Origin of the sequence: Gordonia jacobaea (assembly GCF_001186365.1) — a bacterium.
GTDB lineage: Bacteria > Actinomycetota > Actinomycetes > Mycobacteriales > Mycobacteriaceae > Gordonia > Gordonia jacobaea.
The window spans coordinates 500,912-520,018 of sequence record NZ_LDTZ01000016.1; the positions used below are offsets into that span (position 1 = coordinate 500,912).

General features: G+C 64.8%; 15 protein-coding genes and 1 tRNA gene. 9 read left to right on the forward strand and 7 right to left on the reverse strand.

Annotated elements, in window-relative coordinates:
- Nucleotides 1-184 precede the first annotated feature (184 nt).
- The 3 genes from ABW18_RS11015 (at nt 185) to ABW18_RS11025 (ending at nt 3,207) form a co-directional block, all read left to right on the forward strand.
- Entirely contained in the window at nt 185-2,305 is a 2,121-nt protein-coding gene (locus tag ABW18_RS11015) for an ATP-dependent DNA helicase UvrD2 (protein WP_049699074.1), read from the forward strand.
- Nucleotides 2,306-2,423: 118 nt separating this feature from the next.
- Entirely contained in the window at nt 2,424-2,711 is a 288-nt protein-coding gene (locus tag ABW18_RS11020) for a hypothetical protein (protein ID WP_049698980.1), read from the forward strand.
- 172 nt (nt 2,712-2,883) lie between these two features.
- Complete coding sequence (locus ABW18_RS11025) at nt 2,884-3,207, forward strand: WhiB family transcriptional regulator (RefSeq protein ID WP_049699075.1); 324 nt, start codon at nt 2,884-2,886, stop codon at nt 3,205-3,207.
- 388 nt (nt 3,208-3,595) lie between these two features.
- Here ABW18_RS11025 and ABW18_RS23160 read toward each other — a convergent pair whose 3' ends face one another.
- From ABW18_RS23160 to ABW18_RS11045, 4 genes are all read right to left on the reverse strand, one after another.
- The gene (locus tag ABW18_RS23160; protein WP_235434347.1) at nt 3,596-5,143 is read right to left on the reverse strand and encodes an HNH endonuclease signature motif containing protein; all 1,548 of its coding nucleotides are present in this window, start codon (nt 5,141-5,143) and stop codon (nt 3,596-3,598) included.
- A gap of 97 nt (nt 5,144-5,240) precedes the next feature.
- Complete coding sequence (locus tag ABW18_RS11035) at nt 5,241-6,557, reverse strand: ABC1 kinase family protein (protein ID WP_049698981.1); 1,317 nt, start codon at nt 6,555-6,557, stop codon at nt 5,241-5,243.
- A 65-nt stretch (nt 6,558-6,622) separates the two neighbouring features.
- On the reverse strand, nt 6,623-7,573 hold the full coding sequence (locus ABW18_RS11040; protein WP_049698982.1) for a hypothetical protein: 951 nt from the start codon (nt 7,571-7,573) through the stop codon (nt 6,623-6,625).
- A 100-nt stretch (nt 7,574-7,673) separates the two neighbouring features.
- On the reverse strand, nt 7,674-9,140 hold the full coding sequence (locus ABW18_RS11045; protein ID WP_049699077.1) for a zinc-dependent metalloprotease: 1,467 nt from the start codon (nt 9,138-9,140) through the stop codon (nt 7,674-7,676).
- 180 nt (nt 9,141-9,320) lie between these two features.
- Here ABW18_RS11045 and ABW18_RS11050 point away from each other — a divergent pair, with 180 nt between their 5' ends.
- The gene (locus ABW18_RS11050) at nt 9,321-10,358 is read left to right on the forward strand and encodes a YlbL family protein (protein ID WP_049699078.1); all 1,038 of its coding nucleotides are present in this window, start codon (nt 9,321-9,323) and stop codon (nt 10,356-10,358) included.
- 26 nt (nt 10,359-10,384) lie between these two features.
- On the opposite strand, the gene ABW18_RS11055 is transcribed toward ABW18_RS11050, so the two are convergent.
- Entirely contained in the window at nt 10,385-10,999 is a 615-nt protein-coding gene (locus ABW18_RS11055; protein ID WP_049698983.1) for a PPA1309 family protein, read from the reverse strand.
- A gap of 213 nt (nt 11,000-11,212) precedes the next feature.
- On the opposite strand from ABW18_RS11055, the gene ABW18_RS11060 reads away from it, so the two are divergent.
- The 3 genes from ABW18_RS11060 (at nt 11,213) to ABW18_RS11070 (ending at nt 15,888) form a co-directional block, all read left to right on the forward strand.
- Nucleotides 11,213-14,188 carry a UPF0182 family protein gene (locus tag ABW18_RS11060; RefSeq protein WP_049698984.1) on the forward strand — a complete coding sequence of 992 codons (2,976 nt, stop codon included), beginning with the start codon at nt 11,213-11,215 and terminating at the stop codon, nt 14,186-14,188.
- A 243-nt stretch (nt 14,189-14,431) separates the two neighbouring features.
- Entirely contained in the window at nt 14,432-15,682 is a 1,251-nt protein-coding gene (locus ABW18_RS11065) for an MCE family protein (protein WP_049698985.1), read from the forward strand.
- A 132-nt stretch (nt 15,683-15,814) separates the two neighbouring features.
- Nucleotides 15,815-15,888, forward strand: a tRNA-Met gene (locus ABW18_RS11070).
- A gap of 92 nt (nt 15,889-15,980) precedes the next feature.
- Here the strand turns inward: ABW18_RS11070 and ABW18_RS11075 are convergent.
- Entirely contained in the window at nt 15,981-17,510 is a 1,530-nt protein-coding gene (locus ABW18_RS11075; RefSeq protein WP_049699079.1) for an HNH endonuclease signature motif containing protein, read from the reverse strand.
- Nucleotides 17,511-17,642: 132 nt separating this feature from the next.
- Complete coding sequence (locus tag ABW18_RS22720; RefSeq protein ID WP_152930059.1) at nt 17,643-17,825, reverse strand: hypothetical protein; 183 nt, start codon at nt 17,823-17,825, stop codon at nt 17,643-17,645.
- A 659-nt stretch (nt 17,826-18,484) separates the two neighbouring features.
- On the opposite strand from ABW18_RS22720, the gene ABW18_RS11085 reads away from it, so the two are divergent.
- Both ABW18_RS11085 and ABW18_RS11090 read left to right on the forward strand, forming a co-directional pair.
- Nucleotides 18,485-18,808 (forward strand): histone-like nucleoid-structuring protein Lsr2, encoded by a 324-nt coding sequence (locus tag ABW18_RS11085; protein ID WP_049698987.1) that lies wholly within the window; start codon nt 18,485-18,487, stop codon nt 18,806-18,808.
- A gap of 43 nt (nt 18,809-18,851) precedes the next feature.
- Entirely contained in the window at nt 18,852-19,100 is a 249-nt protein-coding gene (locus ABW18_RS11090; RefSeq protein ID WP_049698988.1) for a DUF2630 family protein, read from the forward strand.
- Nucleotides 19,101-19,107 lie beyond the last annotated feature (7 nt).

Here is a 19,107-nt window from a genome sequence, read left to right on the forward strand (position 1 = left end):
GCCCAGTCGACGGCGAGGGCGCACAGTGGGCCAGACACAGCGCCCAGTCGACCGGATGCAGCGCCCAGTCGACCGGATACAGCGCACAGTCGACGGTGAGGTGTCGGACGTGAGCCCGACGCGCTTGTGGACAGCGGCGAACGGGCTCGCGTCGGCGTCGTATCGGGGTGCCATAGTGGAACCCGTGTCCGACAGCCCCTCACCGCCCCGCGCCGCACGTGACCGCAGCATCCTCGACGGACTCGACCCCGAGCAGCGGGCCGCAGTCCTCGCGCCGCGCGGTCCGGTGTGTGTACTGGCGGGTGCGGGGACCGGCAAGACGCGCACCATCACGCGGCGCATCGCGTATTTGATCGATCAGGGGCAGGTCAATCCCGGTCAGGTGCTCGCTGTGACGTTTACGGCTCGGGCTGCGGGGGAGATGCGCGGCCGACTGAGGTCGCTCGGCGTCGGCGCCGACGGGCCCAGCGTGTTGGCGCAGACGTTCCACGCTGCAGCGATGCGTCAACTCCGCTACTTCTGGCCACGGGCGTTCGGCAGCGCGTCGTGGGAACTCCTCGACAACAAGTTCCCACTTGTCGGACGTGCGGCACGCAAAGCCGGACTCGACAGCTCCACCGATACCGTGCGCGATCTGATGTCGGAGATCGAGTGGGCCAAGGCGTCGCTCATCGGACCCGAGGATTACGTCGCCGCCGTCACCCGCGTCACCAGGGAGACGCCTGCGCCCGCTGCGCAGGTGGCCAAAGCGTTCGCGGCCTATGAGGACGCCAAGGTCTCACCCGACGGCGACCGCCTCCTCGACTTCGATGACCTCCTCATCTACATGACGACGATCATCGAGTCCGACGCTGGCCTCGCCGACGAATTCCGTTCGCGCTACCGGTGTTTCGTCGTCGACGAGTACCAGGACGTGACGCCGGTGCAGCAGGGTCTGCTCGACGCCTGGCTCGGCCCCCGCGACGACCTGACCGTCGTCGGCGACGCCAACCAGACCATCTACACGTTCACCGGTGCCACGCCGAAGTACCTCCTGGATTTCGGTCGCCGGTTTCCCGACGCCGCGCTCGTGCGCCTCGAACGTGACTATCGGTCGACGCCGCAGGTGGTCAGCCTCGCCAACCGGGTGATCGGGGCTGCGCGCGGGCGGATCGCCGGGACGAGACTGCAACTGATCGGACAGCGCGACGCCGGGCCAGAACCCGAGTTCGCCGAATACGACGACGAGCCGAGCGAGGCGTCGGCCGTCGCGTCGGCCATCAAGCGTCTGATGAACTCGGGCGTACCCGCCTCCGAGATCGCGATTCTCTACCGGATCAACGCGCAGTCGGAGAATCACGAGCAGGCGCTCACCCAGGCGGGCATCCCGTACCAGGTGCGTGGTGGCGAGGCGTTCTTCACCAGGGCCGAGGTCCGCCAGGCCATGCGGCAGCTCTCGCTCGTGGCGCAGCGGGGCATCCGCGACGATGTCGAACTGGTCACTGTCGTGCGCTCAGTCCTCGGCGAACTCGGCATGTCCGACGACGAGCCGACGGGTGCGCAGGCGAAGGCCCGCTGGCAGTCGTTGCGTGCTCTGTCCGGGCTTGCCGACGACATGCTTGCCGACAATCCAGCCCTCACGCTGACCGAACTGGTCACAGAACTCGATGCACGGTCGCAGGCCCGGCACCCACCGACTGTCCAGGGCGTCACGCTCTCGTCGCTGCACGCGGCGAAGGGATTGGAATGGGACGCTGTGTTCCTGGTCGGACTGACCGAGGGATCGCTGCCGATCAGCCAGGCCATCAAGGGATCGTTCGACGACGTCGAGGAGGAGCGTCGACTCTTCTACGTCGGCGTCACCCGAGCCCGTGAACATCTGCACATCTCGTGGGCGACAGCACGAAACGAGGGTGGTCGTGCACGGCGTCGTTCGCGGTTCCTCGCCGACCTCGTGCCCGACGACTCGCCCGCATCGCGTATCGCGCCGGCGTCGAAGCGAGCACCGCGCAAGGGACCGACGTGCAGGGTGTGCGGTTCACGGCTGCTCGATTCGACGGCAACTCTGCTCGGCCGGTGCGCCGACTGTCCGTCGGACCTGGACGAAGGTCTGCTCGTGGCACTCAAGGAGTGGCGCCGTACGCGAGCGGACTCGAAGAAGGTTCCAGCCTTTGTCGTCTTCTCCGACAAGACATTGCTCGCGATCGCAGAGCAACGGCCGACGGATTCCGCTGCGCTGGTGTCGATCTCGGGTATCGGTGCCGCCAAGCTCAACGAGTACGGCGAAGAGGTCATCGAACTCGTCAAAACCGCAGGTCAAAAATAGGTTGTGTGCTCTACAGCGAACCGCATAGTCTGGTTCGCGTCAGCACGGGAAGGTCACCGGCACACTCATGTGTGCCACGACCCCTCGCGAAACCATCGAGACCGAAAGGAGTGGATCAGTGAACGGAATCGCCAACGCAATCGTGATTGCGAACACGATCGTCGACGACGCGGCATCTGCTGTGTTCTTCGAACCGATCGCAGCGATGCCCGATGCTCATCGCATCACGCATGATGCGCCGCGCGCATGTGCCGTCAGTGACCACGCCTGGCGTGCTGCAGACCTGCAGCCCGCACCGTGTCTCGGTGCCACCGGTTTCCTACCGGCAGCACCGGTAGCGAGCACTGCCGCAGCGAAGCGAGCGATGCAGCGGTTCCCCGTACTGACTCGGGACCTCTCCACGTAGGAGGGTTTCGACAGCCACAACGGCCACGGGTGAATCGCACAAGGCGACCCGTGGCCTTTCTCGTGACGGATCACCGAACCACCACACCAGTGGATCGGCGACTCCCATCACGTCGAGGCCGAGGGCCATCGCCACAGACGATGACCAACCTCGAACAGATGTGGAGTACCAGATGACCGTCGAATGTGTTCTGGAGTCCTGTATCTCGGCGGACTGCGAGGTCGCTGCCGGGAACGCGCTGAGTGCCTCACCGGCAGTGAGTGCATCGACCCTTCCGTGTCAGGAAGCCGACGCCGACCTGTGGTTCGCCGAAGACCCTCGTGACCTCGAGCGCGCCAAGGCGATGTGCGCCGACTGCCCCCTGCGGGCGCAGTGCCTGCAGGCCGCGCTTGATCGTGCCGAGCCCTGGGGTGTCTGGGGCGGCGAGATCTTCGAGCGTGGTGCCGTGATCGCGCGCAAGCGCCCCCGCGGCCGCCCGCGCAAGACCGCGGCCTGACATGGACGGACACGACCCACGCGGCCCCCGCCTCATGCGACAGACGACGTCGCAGATGGCGGGGGCCGCGTTGCGTTCTGGGCGACCTGCGACCTGGTGCGTGGGTCACCGTCAGGGATCGTCACAGTTAGGGACGCGCGCGAAAGCGAACCGCCCACTCGTTCGTCTCGACCTCGACGTCGGTGAAGCCCGCTGCGTTCAGTCGTTCGGCCAACGTCGCCGGATCGACCGGCACACAGACGTCGCCGGCGTGCAGTGTCGGGGTGCTGCTCGAGCGTCCGGTGATCTGTATGACGTTGACCCCGGAAATGGGCCCAGACTGTCATACGGATCGGGCTGGCATACGGATCGGGCTCATGCGACAAGACGATGCACTGCGGCTAGGTGGTCAGCGGGGGTATGTGGTGATGGTTTCGCCGGTGCGGGTGCTGGTCCAGGTGATGGAGAGGTCGGTGTGCATGGTGGGTGTCCAGAAGCCGAGGTGTTTGCGTTGGTGGTCGGGTCTGCAGAGGGGGACGAGGTTGAACAGCACGGTCCAGCCACCGGCGTGGGGGTCGGTGTGGTTGAACTTGACCAGGTGGTCGAGTTCGGTGTGTTCTGCGGGTTTGCCGCATTCGGGGTATCGGCATACTCCGTGCAGGGCAATGACTTGTTTGCGTAGCCAGTCGGGTGGTCGGTATCGCAGCGCCCATGGTGGTGGGGCTGGGTAGCCGCCGTGTCCGGTGGGGTCGGCGGGAGGTGCGGGATTGTCGGGCAGCCCCCATGAGGCGAGGTTGGATGCCATCGCGGCGAGGTTGAGCCCTGGCGAGGTGAGGTTCGCTGGGAGACTCGGCGGCCCTGTGGTGGTGAGTGTTGTGAGGTCGGGAAACACGACGGTCCGTGCGATGACGCCTGCCGCGAGTTCGGCGGCGTGGGCGGGGTCGATTGTTCCGAAGCCGACGAGCCGTGGAACCTCGACACCGGCGGGATCGATGAGCACCTCCAATGCCGTCTGCTGTGCGGGCTCGGCTGTCGGCTCTTCGGCAGGTTGCTCTTCGCACGTCGCGCTGTCAGCGGCCACTTCGACGTCGGCCTCGTCGAACGGTGCTGTGTCGCATGGTGTTTCGGGGTTACGTGGTGTGGCGGGGCAGTCGGGATTGCCGCAGTGGCAGGTGAGGTGGGCGCCGGGGAGGCCTTGGATTTCGGCGAGGGCGGCGACGCGGCGTCGGCCTTGTGGGCGTGGGTCGTCAGAACAGAGTCGTTCGTCGATGAGTGTGGAGATGCGCTGGGCGAGGTGGAGGCCTTGTTCGGCGGGTAGGCAGCCGTCGAGGGTGACGTGTCCGTGTGTGTCGGGTCGGATGTGGATGTTTTGGTTGCGGTCGGCGAAGTCGTGGCGGGCGTCCGCGGCGGCGTCGGGGTCGAGGGCGATCACGAGTTCGGAGAGTTGATCTCGCAGGGTGGAGTCGGCGGAGGTGCGTCGGGCGAGTTCGAGGGCGAGGGGTTCGGCATTCGCCCGCAGCGACGAGTCGAGCACCGACAGTTGGTCGGCGACGATTTCGATGCGGGACAACCGGATGCGGCCGTCGAGGAATGCGGTGGCGGTGTTGGGGAGGTCGGTGAGGTGGGCGCCGAGGATGGCGTAGCGGCGCGCCAGTGATCGGGAGATGCCGAGCTGTAACGAGATTTCGGCGATCGCGGCTTTGTCGACGGCGTGATGTGTGTGCGGTCGGGTGGCGGCGACGACGAGCATGTCGTCGGCAATCGATTCGCCGATGCGGTAGGCCAGGAGCGCGGTGCGTGCTTCGGCCTGGCGTGCGAGGCGTTGGGTGGTGCGGGCGACCTCGTTGAGTTCGACGCCGGACAGGTGACCGATGGTGTCGATGTCGGCGGGAGTGAACGAGAGCGGCGAGTGAGGGAACGGTGAGGTCGGGGCGTGGTCGTCGATGATGTCGGTCATGGCCCCCCCTTTGCGCCGGTATGTCGGTGATCGCTTGTGTGTTCGATCTGACAACAACGCTACAGGGTGGGTACGACAATTCGGACACGCGGAAAACTCAGTCGGCGAGCCCCGGCACCCACTTCTCCATGATCGCCCGGTAGGGGGCCTCGGCGTCGAGTTGCGAGGCGATGCCGACGCAGCCCGCGAGGACACGGAACACCATCACATACTGCTTGGGCACGTTGAGGTTTCGCGACGTCTTGTACACGTCGCCGCGCACGTCGGTTGCCTTGCCCGCGGCGCGTTGGAGCCACTTACGGGTGAAGTGGAATGACTCGGTGTAGAGCGGGTCGACGTAAGGCTTCAGGTATGCCTCGATGTCGGTGGGGCTCACCCGGTCGGCGCGGGACCGCAGGATGAAGCCTGCCTTGATCATCTCTTCGGTCAGTTCGTCGTACTGCTTGTCACGAGCGAGCCGCAGGATGGGGCCGGTTTCGGGAGGTAGCCCGTTGGGGTAGTGGCCGACGGCGCCGAAGTCGAGAACACCGAAGCGACCGTCGTCGGTAATGAAGAAGTTGCCCGGATGCGGGTCGCCGTGCAGGAGTCCGACGCGGAACGGTGAGCTCACCTCGAACGTCGCCATGCGTGCGGCGGCCTCGTTGCGGGTGGCCTGATCGCCGGAGGTGATGATCTTCGACAGTGGTGTGCCGTCGAGCCACTCCGACACGACCACCTTGGGCGCGCTCGCGATGACCTTCGGGATGACGAAATCGGAGTCGCCGTCGAATGCCTTCGCGAAGGCTCGCTGGTTGTCGGCCTCGCCGAGATAGTCGAGTTCGGCCTCGGTGCGGTCGATGAGTTCGTCCATCATTGCTTTGACGTCGGTCCCGGGCGAGAGTTTCTGCAGCAGTCCCGACATCCTCGACAGCGTCTTGAGGTCGGCCTTCAACGCGTGGTCGGCGCCGGGATACTGCACCTTGACGGCCACTTCGCGGCCATCGGACCAGACGCCCTTGTGGACCTGACCGATGCTCGCCGACGCCGCGGGCTCGTCGGAGAATTCGCGGAAACGCTGACGCCACTTCGTGCCGAGTTGCTGGTCGAGAACCTTGTGGACCTTCGTCGCGGGTAGCGGGGGAGCCTCGGCCTGCAGTTTGGTGAGCGCTTCACGGAAGGGTTCGCCGAACTCGTCGGGGATCGCGGCCTCCATGATCGACATGGCCTGGCCGACCTTCATCGCGCCGCCCTTGAGCTCACCGAGCACCGAGAACAACTGATCGGCGGCCTTCTCCAGGAGCTCCTGGTTGACCTCGTCCTTGTCTTTTCCGACCATCCGTTTGCCGAAGCCAGCGGCCGCTCGACCTGCCATACCGATGGGTAGCGTCGCCAACCGTGCGTTGCGACGATGCTGCCCGCGTGTGATGTCGGTCATGGTGTCCTTTCCCCATCACAGGATAGAGGACCGACCTGAGGATCGGCCTCAGCCATCAGGCCCCATCACCCGGCGGCGACGTCGTATTGGCACCGGCACAACGGATGCGGAACCCATGTTTTGGTGACGATCCTCGTCGTCGGCTCGGAATGAAGTTCGACGGTGCGCCCGAACAGCTCGGGTGGTCGCGCGCCCAGGGGTGCGCAGATCGCCACGGACAGTTGCTCGATGTGCTCATGGGCGAGGGCGGCGGTCGCCCGAACCGTGGCGGGCCGGCCGTGACCGGCGACCCGCACCAACTGCGCCGCGACGATCGGCCACTCGGGATCACGGTCAGCGCGATGTAGGTCGATGCACGACAGGCAGCTCGTGAGTCCCGGCAGCACCAGCGGTCCGACGATCCCGACCCCGTCACGCATCCGCACCTGCAGATGGGGCCGTCCCGCGTCCATGAGTCCGGAGACGAGCATCGTGTCGTGCACGAGGTAGTCGGTGAGCACCACTAGATCCGTCGGCCACCCCGACACCGGATGCTCGGGCGACGGCCGTCCGCTCGACCGCGTGACGGAGAAACCCGAGTCGGCCAGGGACGTCGCGAGATGCGAGCCCAACGGCCCCGAGCCGTGGACGCGGATACAACGCAGCCGGTCGTCGATACGCCGAGGCGACGCCGCGAGTCCCTGCAACGCACGGCCCGCCGCGACCAGATGTTCGAGCAGGGTGGACAGGTCGTCGGGCGTCAGGCCTGTCGCGGCGAGATCGGTCGCGACGTCGGACATTCGCTGTGGATTCTCGAGCTTCACGAGTAGGTTGGCGAGCTGCCGCGCCGACACCTCGCGGTCGAGTTCGACCACGATGCCGCTGTCGGGGCCACTACCGATCTGCAGCCGATTTCCCGGTCGGATCACCACGACGGTGCCCGGAATGACAACCGGCAGAGACTCATCCGAGTCAGCTGCAATCGACTGAGGGGCGGCCGCCGTCGATGTCAGCAGTTCACGTGCACGTCGCGCCATGCGGCAACTCTGCCAGCAGAATCCGTGCGCGTGCCGAGCAGCGCGACGTTATCCACAGCCGACGCAGCGCGCCGGCCTTCATGCACAGATGTCGAGCACGTCAGGCGTTGCCGTCGTCCTTTTTGTCATCGCCGGACCCGGACTCGGGCTCGTCGCCGGAGTCTTTCGCTGCCTCCTCGGCGAGCGTGCGTTCCAGTTCGGCGATCGCCTCGTCGATGCCGCCCACGTCGCCGCCGATGACCCGGTCGATGAAGCCCGCGGGATTGTCGAGGTCGTCGGCGTCGGGCATCAGATCGGGATGCGCCCAGACGCCGTCGCGATTGTTGATGTCGCTGGCCTCGGCGAGTTGGCGCCACAGGGCCGACGCCTCGCGCACCTTGCGGGGACGCAGCTCGAGTCCGACGAGCGTCGCGAACGTCTGCTCGGCGGGACCGCCGGACGCGCGACGTCGACGCATGGTCTCGGTGAGCGCGGCCGTGCTCGGGATTCGATCAGAAAGTGCTTGTGACACAACCTGTTCCACCCAGCCCTCGACGAGGGCGAGCAGAGTCTCAAGCCTGCTCAGCGCAGCCTTCTGCTCGGGAGTTGTTGTCGGCTCGAACGACGCCGACGAACTCATCAGCTCCTCGAGCTTCGACGGATCGGAGAACAGCTGTGCCGGATCGATGTTCGCGGTGAGGTCGGTGATGCCGCTGAAATCGACGGTGATGCCACGCGCGTACTCCTCGACCGTCGCGAACAGACGCTGGCGCAGCCACGGCACATGCGTGAAGAGGCGCAGATGTGCGGCCTCACGTGCGGCGAGAAAGACGACGATCTCCTGTGCCGGCTGCTCGAGTCCTTCGGCGAACGCCGCGATCGCCTCGGGGAGCAGCACGGCCTCACCCTCGGGTGCAAGGGGCAGACCGATATCGGTGGAGGTGAGAACCTCCTTGGCGAGTTGGCCGAGTCCCTGACCGAGCTGGGTGCCGAAGGCCATGCCGCTCATCTGGGTCAGCATGCCCATCATCGGACCAGCGAATTGCGCTGCCTCGGGAGGCAAATTCTGCTCCCAGGTTCGCGAAAGCTGTTGGGCGACGGGATCGCAGAGGCGCTTCCACGTCGGCATGGTCTCTTCGAGCCACTGCACCGGCGTCCACGCGACAGACTTGCTGACGCCACTGGGAAGTGTGGTCGCGTCGTCGAGCCAGACGTCGGCGAGACGCACAGCGTCGGTGACGGCGTTCGTCTCCCGCTCCAGGACTGGGGTGAAGTTCCCGATCTGCTGGCGGGCGAGGTTCGACGCGAGGTCGTAGTTGACCGGCCCCGACCCCTTGCCCTGACCGCCGAATCCGAAGGTCCCGGAACCCATCCCGCTGAGCATGCTCCCGAGCTGGCTGAACACCTGGCCGAGTGCCGCAGGGTCGAGGGACTCACCGCCGAGCGCGAAGCCGAACGGATTCTGTGCGGACTCGCCGCCACCAGAGGCGCCGCCGGACGCACCACTGCCCTTGTCGTCGCGGTTCTTGTCGCGGTTGTTGTCGTCACCGTCGCCGGACGGGGAGAAACCGAAGGGCAAATCACTCATGGGTTCCACGGTACCGTCCGAGTCGACCATGGGTGACCTGCGAGCCGTTCGCCTTGAGCGTAGTTCGCTCAATGATCTTCGACGCTGCGCGACATCGACTCAAGCGCGCCCGCTCACGCCTGCCTGCATATCCCGCTCGTGGCGTCGATTATGGTGGGCGGAATGACAGGTCCCGCAACGATGGTGCGGCAGCATTCCCGCCGAATCGCCACCATCGCAGTGACGACGCTGCTCCTACTCATTCTCATCGTCGTCGGCACAACGGTGCAGGTGCCCTTCGTCGCCCTCGGACCAGGTCCGACCGTCAACACGCTGGGCAAGCTCGACGACAAGCCCGTCGTCGACATCACCGGTACCCCCGTCGACCCGACGGACGGAAACCTCAATCTCACGACGGTGTCGGTCAGCGACGGCCTCACCCTGTTCGACTCGATCCGTCTGTGGGTCTCGGGCCGCTACACCGTGCAGCCCCGTGAGCAGATCTTCCCGCCCGACCAGACCACGCAGCAGGTTCAGGAACAGAACCAGCAGCAGATGACCGGGTCGGAGAGCACCGCGACGGCAGCAGCGCTGCGCCACCTCGACCGTCCGACCAAGCTGATCGTCGACTCCGTCGCCGCAGACGGACCGTCGTCGAAGGTGCTGCGGCAGGGCGATCAGATCCTGTCGGTCGGCGGGGCAGCGGTCTCGACCTCGGAGGACGTGCAGTCGGCCGTACGTAAGCAGAAGCCGGGTGCACAGATCCCGATCGAGATCGATCGCGCAGGCACCAAACAAACCGTCACGGTCACCGCCGCCGCTCGCCCCGACGACAACGACGTCGCCTACATCGGACTCACCCCGGATGTGGTCAACGCTGACCCCAACCTGAAGATCTCCTACAACGTCGGCGACATCGGCGGACCGTCAGCGGGTCTGATGCTGACACTCGCGGTGATCGATCGCCTCTCGCCCGGCGAGCTGACCGGCGGCAAGTTCATCGCAGGCACCGGGACGATCACCGACGACGGCACAGTTGGCCCCATCGGCGGGATCACACACAAGACCCTCGCCGCCCGTGAAGCAGGAGCCACCGTATTCCTGGTGCCGGAACGCAACTGCAAAGAAGCCAAGTCCGACGCTCCCGACGGCTTGCAACTGGTCAAGGTCAACTCACTCGACTCCGCGCTCTCGGCACTCGACGACGTACGCGCGGGCAAGGACGCACCCCACTGCTGATCCGGCGCTGACCAGGCTGCTGAGTTCTACCCCTGCGCCTCGCGGTCGTCGAGCGTGGCAGCCAACGCCGACTGCAGCGTCGACGCCAATTCTGGATGCGTGAGCAATTCCATCGGCGCATCGGGATCGTCGTCGGGGGCGGGCTGTAACCGCATCAGCGACAGCGTTTTTCCACCGCGCAGAGCGCCAACGGCCAGGCGTGCCGTGCGGGCCGACGGATGTTTGCGGGCCGCGGCGCGCGCTGCGGACTCGCTCGCGGCGGGATCGGCGAGGAGTGGTTCGAATGCGGAGTCGAGGTCGCCTTCGGCATCCGGAGGCAACACGACGATCTCCAGAACCAGCGCCACGCCTTCCACCGGCGGGCTCCACGTCGCCGTCGCCAAGAACTCTTCGAGCTGTGCGTACGGTTCGTCGCCCGCGGAGACCTCGAGTGGCTCCTGCGCTACGGGACTCAGCGCGGAATCGTCGTCCTCGTCGACCAGGCCGGGATTCTGCTCGGCGATCAGACTCGTCGGCACCAGAGCGAACAACTGCGGCGGTTGACCCCACCCGCCGAGTTCGACGTGATCGAGTATGTCGTGCAGTGCGCGACCGAGATCGTCGGGGGAGAACTGGCCGCGGTCGGTGTGCTCGTCGGTCATGGCTGTCAATACTGCCTCGTGTGCCACTAAGACGTACCGGGACCATGGGATCCGATGGCGCCCGCGCGAGGACAGTACAGTGAATGCCACGATCGCGCTGTGAGGTGCGGCAGCCCCGGAGATGTCCGAAATGACCGAACCGGGTACGCCCTGCAATGATCGCGCTGAGAACAACGATCGCACCGAGAACGATGGCACTGGGAGAGTGGGTTAGTGGGCGTACGCGGGCCGGCGGGCATGCCGACACTGTCGCGCAGAAGCAAGATTGCCATCGGGGTGGGTGTCGCCATCCTCGTGGTGTTGTTGGTGGGGCCACGGCTCGTCAGCATCATCACCGACTGGCTGTGGATGTCCGACGTCGGATACACCGAGGTGTTCTCCACGATCGTCTGGACACGCATCGCGCTTTTCCTGATCGTCGGCGTCCTCGCCGGCGGTCTGATCTTCGGAGCCGTTGCGCTGGCTTATCGGTCGCGTCCGGTTTTCGTGCCCGCGAGCGGTCCGAATGACCCACTGGCCCGGTACCGGGCCTCGATCATGGGCCACATCCGCTGGTACGCGATCATCCCGCCGATCCTCATCGGACTGATCTTCGCGCTCGTCGCGCAGGGGTCGTGGGCCACGGTGCAGACCTTCCTGCACGGAACCGAGTTCGGGCAACGCGACGCACAGTTCGGTCTCGACGTCGGGTTCTACGCCTTCGACCTCCCGTTCTATCGGTTCGTGCTCAACATCCTGTTCGTGGTCGTGGTGATCTCCTTCTTCGCCAGCCTGATCACCCACTACCTCTTCGGCGGCATTCGTCTCGGTGGCGGAGGCAACTCGATCACCAACGCCGCGCGTATTCAGTTGGCCGTCCTCGCGGGAACCTTCTTGGTGCTCAAGGCGGTGTCGTATTGGTTCGATCGATATTCGCTGTTGTCGAGTCAGCGCAAGCAGGAGATCTTCACCGGCGCGAGCTACACCGACATCAACGCGGTGTTGCCGTCGAAACTGATCCTCATGGTCGTCGCGATCATCTGTGCCGTCGCATTCTTCGCGGGTGCGGTGATGCGCGATCTGCGTGTCCCTGCGCTCGCGACCGTGCTGATGTTGTTCACCGCGCTCGTCATGGGCGTCGGTTGGCCGCTGGCAATGGAGCAGTTCTCGGTCAAGCCGAACGCGGCCCAGAAAGAACTCGAATACATCCAACGCAATATGGATGCGACGAAACAGGCGTACGGCCTCGTCGACGGCACCAACGTCGAATATCAACGCAATTGGACACAACAACCGGCCGATCCTGTCGCGGTCAACAATGACAGCGCAACGCTGTCGAACATCCGCGTCCTCGATCCCAACGTGATCGAGCCCGCATTCACCCAGCGTCAAAAACTCAAGAACTTCTACGGATTCCCGACGCAGCTCGCCGTCGACCGCTACACCGTCGACGGTCAGCAGCGCGATTTCATCGTCGCCGCACGCGAACTCGATCCCAGCAAGTTCGACGCCAACCAGCAGAACTGGATCAACAAGCACACCGTCTTCACACACGGCAACGGATTCATTGCCGCGCAGGCGAACACCGTCGACGAAGCGTCGTCGGATGCCGAGAGTGACCGTGGTGGCCTGCCGGTGTTCGCGGTGAGCGACCTGGAGAATTACCAGACAGAAGACTACAAGGCCAATGCTCCGATCAAGGTGAGTCAGCCGCGCATCTACTTCGGCGAGCTGATCGCCAAGGTTGATCCCGACTACGCGATCGTCGGCTCCACAGAAGGCGACCGCGAGTACGACCTCGACGGCAAGAACTACACCTACAGTGCCGATTCGGGTGTCTCACTTGGCAACTGGTTCAACCGGATCCTCTATTCGGTCAAGTACACCGAACGCAACATCCTGCTGTCGAACGCGATCAACTCCAACTCGAAGATCATCTACAACCGTGACCCCCGCGACCGCGTCAAGAAGGTCGCACCGTGGCTGACCGTGGATTCCAAGACGTATCCGTCGGTGATGGCCGACGGGTCGATCAAGTGGATCGTCGACGGCTACACCACCCTTGCGACGTACCCGTACGCGCAGAAGACGTCGCTGCAGGATGCGACGACCGACGCCCAGGAGCTCAACCGCGGACAGACCGGCAGGACGCAGGTCAACAAGCAGGTGTCGTACGTGCGCAACTCGGTGAAAGCGACCGTCGACGCGTACACCGGCAAGGTGACCCTGTACGAGGTCGACCAGAATGACCCGGTACTCAAGACCTGGATGAAGGTCTTCCCCGGAACGGTCAAGCCGCGCAGCGACTTCGACAAGCAGGAAGACCTCAAGCAGCACGTGCGCTATCCCGAGGATCTGTTCAAGATCCAGCGTGCGCTGTTGTCGCGCTACCACGTGTCGGACCCGGGAACGTTCTTCCGCAGCAACGACTTCTGGTCGATCCCGAACGACCCGACAAAGGATGACGCGACCCAGCAGGGCCTGAGCCAGCCGCCGTACTACTTCACCGCGGCCTCGCCGCGTGGGCCGCAGGCCGAGTTCCAGTTGACGACCGTGATGAACGGCTTCAACAGCCGATTCCTCTCGGCGTACATGACGGCGTCGTCGGACCCCGACGACTACGGCAAGATCACCGTCAAGACGCTGCCGACGACCAAGCAGACCGTCGGACCGCAGCAGGCACAAGAAAACATGAAGAGCGCCGGACCCGTGGCATCCGACCGAAAACAGGTCGAGGACACCACCAAGGTCACCTACGGCAATCTGCTCACCCTTCCGGTGGGACAGAACGGCGTGCTCTACATGGAGCCGATGTACACGCAGTCGAAGACCGACGACTCCGCGATACCGAAGCTCTACCGCGTGCTGGTCTACTTCAACGCGGCCAGCGACGAGGCCCGCGTGGGCTACGCGGCGACGGTGGCCGAGGCGCTCAAGCAGGTGGGCATCTCGCCCGCCCAGGCGACGACACCCGAGAACGGGCCGGTCGATGTCGGCAACGATGGCCAACAGCCGATCGCGCAGCCGACACAACCGACCCAGCAGGGGCCTTCGTCACCTCAGCGTGAGGCCGCGGTGAAGGAGATCGGTGCTGCACTCGGCCAGCTCAAGGATGCGCAGACCAAGGGCGACTTCACCGCCTACGGCGAGGCACTCGACCGGCTGAACAAGGCTGTGCAGCAGTACGAGTCACTGCCCGCGGGTAACTGACCTCGAGCAACGATGATTCTCGGCGTCGGACCATAGCGGTCCGACGCCGAGAGTCGTTGTGGGTCCTGTCTTGCCGGTCTCATCGTGCGCCCAAATGTGCTCTGGCGCACTGAAAGCCGTGGTTCACGGGACCATCACATCGGTCCTTCACGATGCAAGCATCGTCGATGCCGATGGCTAATGTGACAATCGCGAGTGCTCGATTCGCCGGGTGCCGATTGTTCGTTGGGGAGGTCGGGGAAAATGCCACCGCTGAGTCGGCTCGCTCGAATCCAGATCGCTGTGCTGATCATCGCCGGGCTTGTGGTGTCGATCTACGCGGGCATTCGCTACGTGCATCTCAATCGTGTTGTCGGCGTGGGGATCTACACGGTCGACGCTCATCTACCGGAGTCCGGCGGCATCTTCACCAACGCCGAGGTCACCTATATGGGCGTGCCGGTCGGTCGTGTCGGCACACTGGCGCTCAGGTCGGACGGGGTCACCGTGCCGCTGATCCTCGAATCCTCCGGGCCGGACATTCCCGCGAATTCGGTTGCCGTGGTGGCGAATCGGTCGGCTATCGGTGAGCAGTATGTCGATCTGCGACCGCAGTCGGGGTCCGGACCATTCCTGCACGACGGATCGGTCATCACCAAGACTTCCGTCCCGCCGCCGATCGAAGACGTCGTGTCGTCGGCGCTCGACTTCACCTCGTCGATTCCGATCGACGATCTGCACACCGTGATCACCCAGCTCGGCGCGGCGTTCAACGGGCAGGCGGATAACCTCACACGGCTCGTCGACTCGCTGGGGAAGCTCTCGCGCGCCGGGGTTGACTCACTGCCGCAGGTGATCTCGCTGATCAATTCGGCAGACTCGGTGCTCGCGACGCAAGCGGCGCAGTCGGATCAGATCCTGGCGTGGTCGCGCAGCCTTGATCTAATCACCGCGACGCTCGCGTCGTCGGATCCCGATCTGCGCAGGCTGCTGACGACGGGCACGACATCGGCCACGCAGATCTCCACACTCATCCAGCGCAACGGTGGCGACATCGGCAAGGTGGTCGGGCAACTCTCCGAGGTTGCGCGCACCATCGAGCCCGCGGGCTACAACATCGGAAACGCCTTCGCGATGCTCAGTCTGCTGTCGGCGCAGGGGCATACGACGGCGCCGGGCGACGGTCAGATCCACTTCGGCGTCGTCCTGGAGACCAATAACCCGCCGGCGTGCACGCAGGGCTACGAGTCGACCGACGCGATGCTCGCGCGTGTTCGACGTGAGAAGCCGACTTTCGACATCAATTACGACGAGTTCCCGTTCAACACCGAGGCGCGCTGCACCGTGCCCTTCGGTAACCCGACGGCCGTCCGTGGCGCACAACGAGTCTCGACCGCCAACCCCGACACCCCGCAGCCGTGGGACTCGACGCCGAAGAAGGACCCCGACAAGCTGAATCTGAACCCGCTCGCGCAGCAACTCGCGGGTCTGATGGGCGTGCGGTCGGCGGGGTGATGCGGGCAAATGTGTCGTCGGTCACCACGACGCTCGCCGAAGCCACTTTTGGACGCATCGCCGCAGGTCAGAAGGGGTGGCGCAATGGATTTGCATCTGCGCCGAACGCACCTGTAACGTGGTGTTCACCAACGCGGGGTGGAGCAGCTCGGTAGCTCGCTGGGCTCATAACCCAGAGGTCGCAGGTTCAAATCCTGTCCCCGCTACTAGGAACCGGCCCCGCCGGGACGACGCAAATCGTCTCGGTGGGGCCGGATTCATTTGTGCCATTTGGGTTCTCTCCCATCGCGAAACCATGTCACCGCGGATAGGTGACGATCACCTGGCCGCTGCGCCGACTACGCCATTCCACCCTGCGGTCGGTGTGGAGCGTCGGTACCCACTCTCCAAGATGTTTCCGCTGGTGATCGGCCCGGCACAGTGGGATGAGGTCGTCGAGTGCCGTCCAGCCGCCGGCCTCGGGGTCGGTGTGGTTGAAGGGTCGCCAATGGTCGAGGTCGCACAGGTAGGAGGGCATGCCGCAGAGCGGGTATCGGCACCAGGCGTCATTGGCGAGCACCTCGGCGCGCAACGTGGCGCTGGGTGCATAGGTCAATGCCCCAGGTGGTGGCACGGTGTGAGAACCGTGGCCGGTCGGATCGGCGGGTGGTGCTTGGGGTCGGTCGGAGATCTGCGGGATGAGTGGTCCGGCGGCACGTGCGGATTCGGGGTAGTGAATGGTCTTCGCCACATCGGCGAGGGTGGTCGCATAAGTGGGATCGATCGGCCCGTATCCCTGTAACCGGGGTACAAGCACACCGTCGGGGTCTATGAGCACTGTCAACACGGGTGCATCGGGCATCACCAGGGCTCGTCCGAACGGGACCGGCACCTCGGTCGGGGTAGCTGGATTGGTCGGGTCGGGAACCCCGGGTTCGGCGACCGGCTCCACTGCTTCGGCGGGTGCGGGCAGCAGGGCTTCGCATGCTTGCGCGTCCTCGGCGTCGGCGGGCTCGGTCAGCAGGGCGACCCGTGCTGGGCAGGTGTCGAGGCCGCAGTCGCAGGTGAGGTGCGCTCCCGGTACGCCGGTGATCTCCCCGAGCGCGATCACCCGCAGTGGCCCGAGCCGACGGGGATCTTTGCGGCAGGTGCGTTCATCGATCAGCGTGTCGATCTGCGATTTGAGGAACACCCCATAGTGGGCGGGGATGACCGCATCCAGGTTGGAGTGGCCCGCCACCTCTGCGGTGATGGTGACGTCACCCACCAACTCGGAAATGGTGTCGCGTTCCTCGGTGACACTGTCGGGGCTCATCGAAATCAACGCGGCGTCGAGCTGTTGGGACAGCACTGGGTCGGTGGTGGCGCGGGAACCGTAGTCCAAGACGATCTCTTCGAACGACATCTCCGAGTCATCACCCTCGATGTAGTCGGGATCGATGTCTCCACCACGTTGGGCGGCGCGCGCCATGATCGAGATCCGGTTGGTGGAGTAGTCGCCGTTCAGATAGGCGGCGCGGATGAGCGGGAATTTCTCGAGGAGATCCGCCAACGCCACCCAACTCCCGGCCTTGCTTCGAGAGACACCGAATTGCAAAGAGACTTCGGCTCGCCCGAGTTTCTCGGCATGCTCGATCACCGAACCCCACACACTGGTCTCGGACCGACCGGCGAGGTGCTCGCGATACACCCGCTCAGCCAGTGCCGCGCCCGCCAGGACCGTCCGGGCCTCGTGCTTGCGGGACTCGCGCAACAACTCCCGGCCGGTCTCGGTGAGCTCCTCTCGCGACATGGATCTGATCGTGGCGACGTCGGCATCCGGATCGGTGAACGTCAACACACTGGACATCTGAATCACCTCCCCTCCGCGGCGATCGAACTTATGGGCACAAGTGTACGAAGGGGTACCGACAAAACCGGCACGGCGGCGGTCGGGCAAGAGGGATCTGTGGACAACTTTTTCGGCGCACCTCGCGCCCCACTAGCCGGTCACCAGGCTGGCCACGGCGATGACCTTCCACCACGTCGACACGTCGGGCGACTGTTGTTGAGCAACAGTCGAGTTCGCATCTGTGGCCGACGCCGCGCCGTGTGCGGCGTCATGATCGCGCGACGCGGGGCCGAGCGTCACCACGGGTGCGGGATGTTCAGGTTCCGTTGCCACGTGATCTTTGAGACGCGCGCGGAGCCGTTGGCCTGTACCTTCTCTGAAGCGGCCCGTCCACCCCGGAATCGGCAGTGTACGAACAGAACTGAGGGCGACCCCGGCCGGCAGCCCAACTCGATGGTGCGTCGAAGGAAGGGCCCGGGCCCGTGTCAGTTCGACCAGCGTGAGCATCTCGGGGGACGTCGTCGGGTGGCAGCTTCTCGATTCGCGGCGACCCGGTGGCAGGCCGCAGCGTCGGAATAGATTGCTGTCATCACACCTCCCCGCAGTGGATGCAGATGAACAACACCCGATTTACTAGACACCGGAGCGGCCGGTGGTGGCAGTCTTAGGCTCACGTCGATTTTTCACTTTGCGATGCGAGCGGCACACTTTGGCTTTATGTGAATTCGACAATCCGACGCGTTGATGAGCACCTTCAATCGGAGATTCGATATACTCATTCCGATTCGATGACAATGCGTGTGCTGAGAGTTGTAGGGGCAACAGGCGCACGGTCCGTCCGGGGGGTGAACCGTGCGGTCGGCAGCGTGACGTGTGCGAACACAGTGCACTGACCTGGTGTAGTGATGCTCGTCACTAAAGGGTTGCGTCGAGTCACGGGTGCCGCCGGGGTTGTCGGGTTCCGGCGTAATACGAGGGAGGGGACCGCCACTATGGCGACAAAGAAGATAGTCAGGTTCGTCGACGATCTCGACGGTTCTGAATTGGACGAAGCGGTGACCGTTGTTTTTGGTCTGAACGGAAAACAGTACGAGTTCGACACGTCACCTGCGCATGCGAAGGAATTCGCACAATCGCTTCAGAAGTATCTTGCAGTTTCTCGCGTTGCGAATGGTTCGGGCAACGAGCGCCCCTCCAAGCGGGCGCATCCGCGCACGCAGGCGATCCGAGCGTGGGCGCGCGAGAACGGTTATGAGATCAGCAACCGCGGTCGCATCTCGTCAGAGATCGTGGCGGCATTTGAGGCTGCGGTCTGACATTTGCGGCTCGTGGCGCATCGTCGGGACTAACGTGGGGGTCATGGCGACCGACAAGCAAATCCACGAACACATCAACGACCTCATCGCCGAGGAGCACGAACTTCGTGCCAAGGTGGGGCGCGGCGACATCACGCCGGACGAGGAGAACGCGCGCCTGTCGAAGATCGAGGTATCTCTCGATCAGGCCTGGGACCTGTTGCGGCAGCGTCAGGCCAAACGTGACGCCGGCCAGGATCCCGACGCCGCGGCAACAAGGCCTGCCGACGTTGTCGAGAAGTACCTGGACTGAGCGCGAG

What these genes read in the sequence shown, in the direction of transcription:
- ABW18_RS11085 (WP_049698987.1), top strand. Translation starts at nt 18,485, where the DNA reads ATGGCGACAAAGAAGATAGTCAGGTTCGTCGACGATCTCGACGGTTCT.
- ABW18_RS11050 (WP_049699078.1), top strand. Translation starts at nt 9,321, where the DNA reads ATGGTGCGGCAGCATTCCCGCCGAATCGCCACCATCGCAGTGACGACG.
- ABW18_RS11035 (WP_049698981.1), bottom strand. Translation starts at nt 6,557, where the DNA reads ATGACCGACATCACACGCGGGCAGCATCGTCGCAACGCACGGTTGGCG.
- ABW18_RS11065 (WP_049698985.1), top strand. Translation starts at nt 14,432, where the DNA reads ATGCCACCGCTGAGTCGGCTCGCTCGAATCCAGATCGCTGTGCTGATC.
- ABW18_RS11075 (WP_049699079.1), bottom strand. Translation starts at nt 17,510, where the DNA reads ATGTCCAGTGTGTTGACGTTCACCGATCCGGATGCCGACGTCGCCACG.
- ABW18_RS11040 (WP_049698982.1), bottom strand. Translation starts at nt 7,573, where the DNA reads ATGGCGCGACGTGCACGTGAACTGCTGACATCGACGGCGGCCGCCCCT.
- ABW18_RS11045 (WP_049699077.1), bottom strand. Translation starts at nt 9,140, where the DNA reads ATGAGTGATTTGCCCTTCGGTTTCTCCCCGTCCGGCGACGGTGACGAC.
- ABW18_RS11025 (WP_049699075.1), top strand. Translation starts at nt 2,884, where the DNA reads ATGACCGTCGAATGTGTTCTGGAGTCCTGTATCTCGGCGGACTGCGAG.
- ABW18_RS23160 (WP_235434347.1), bottom strand. Translation starts at nt 5,143, where the DNA reads ATGACCGACATCATCGACGACCACGCCCCGACCTCACCGTTCCCTCAC.
- ABW18_RS11055 (WP_049698983.1), bottom strand. Translation starts at nt 10,999, where the DNA reads ATGACCGACGAGCACACCGACCGCGGCCAGTTCTCCCCCGACGATCTC.
- ABW18_RS11090 (WP_049698988.1), top strand. Translation starts at nt 18,852, where the DNA reads ATGGCGACCGACAAGCAAATCCACGAACACATCAACGACCTCATCGCC.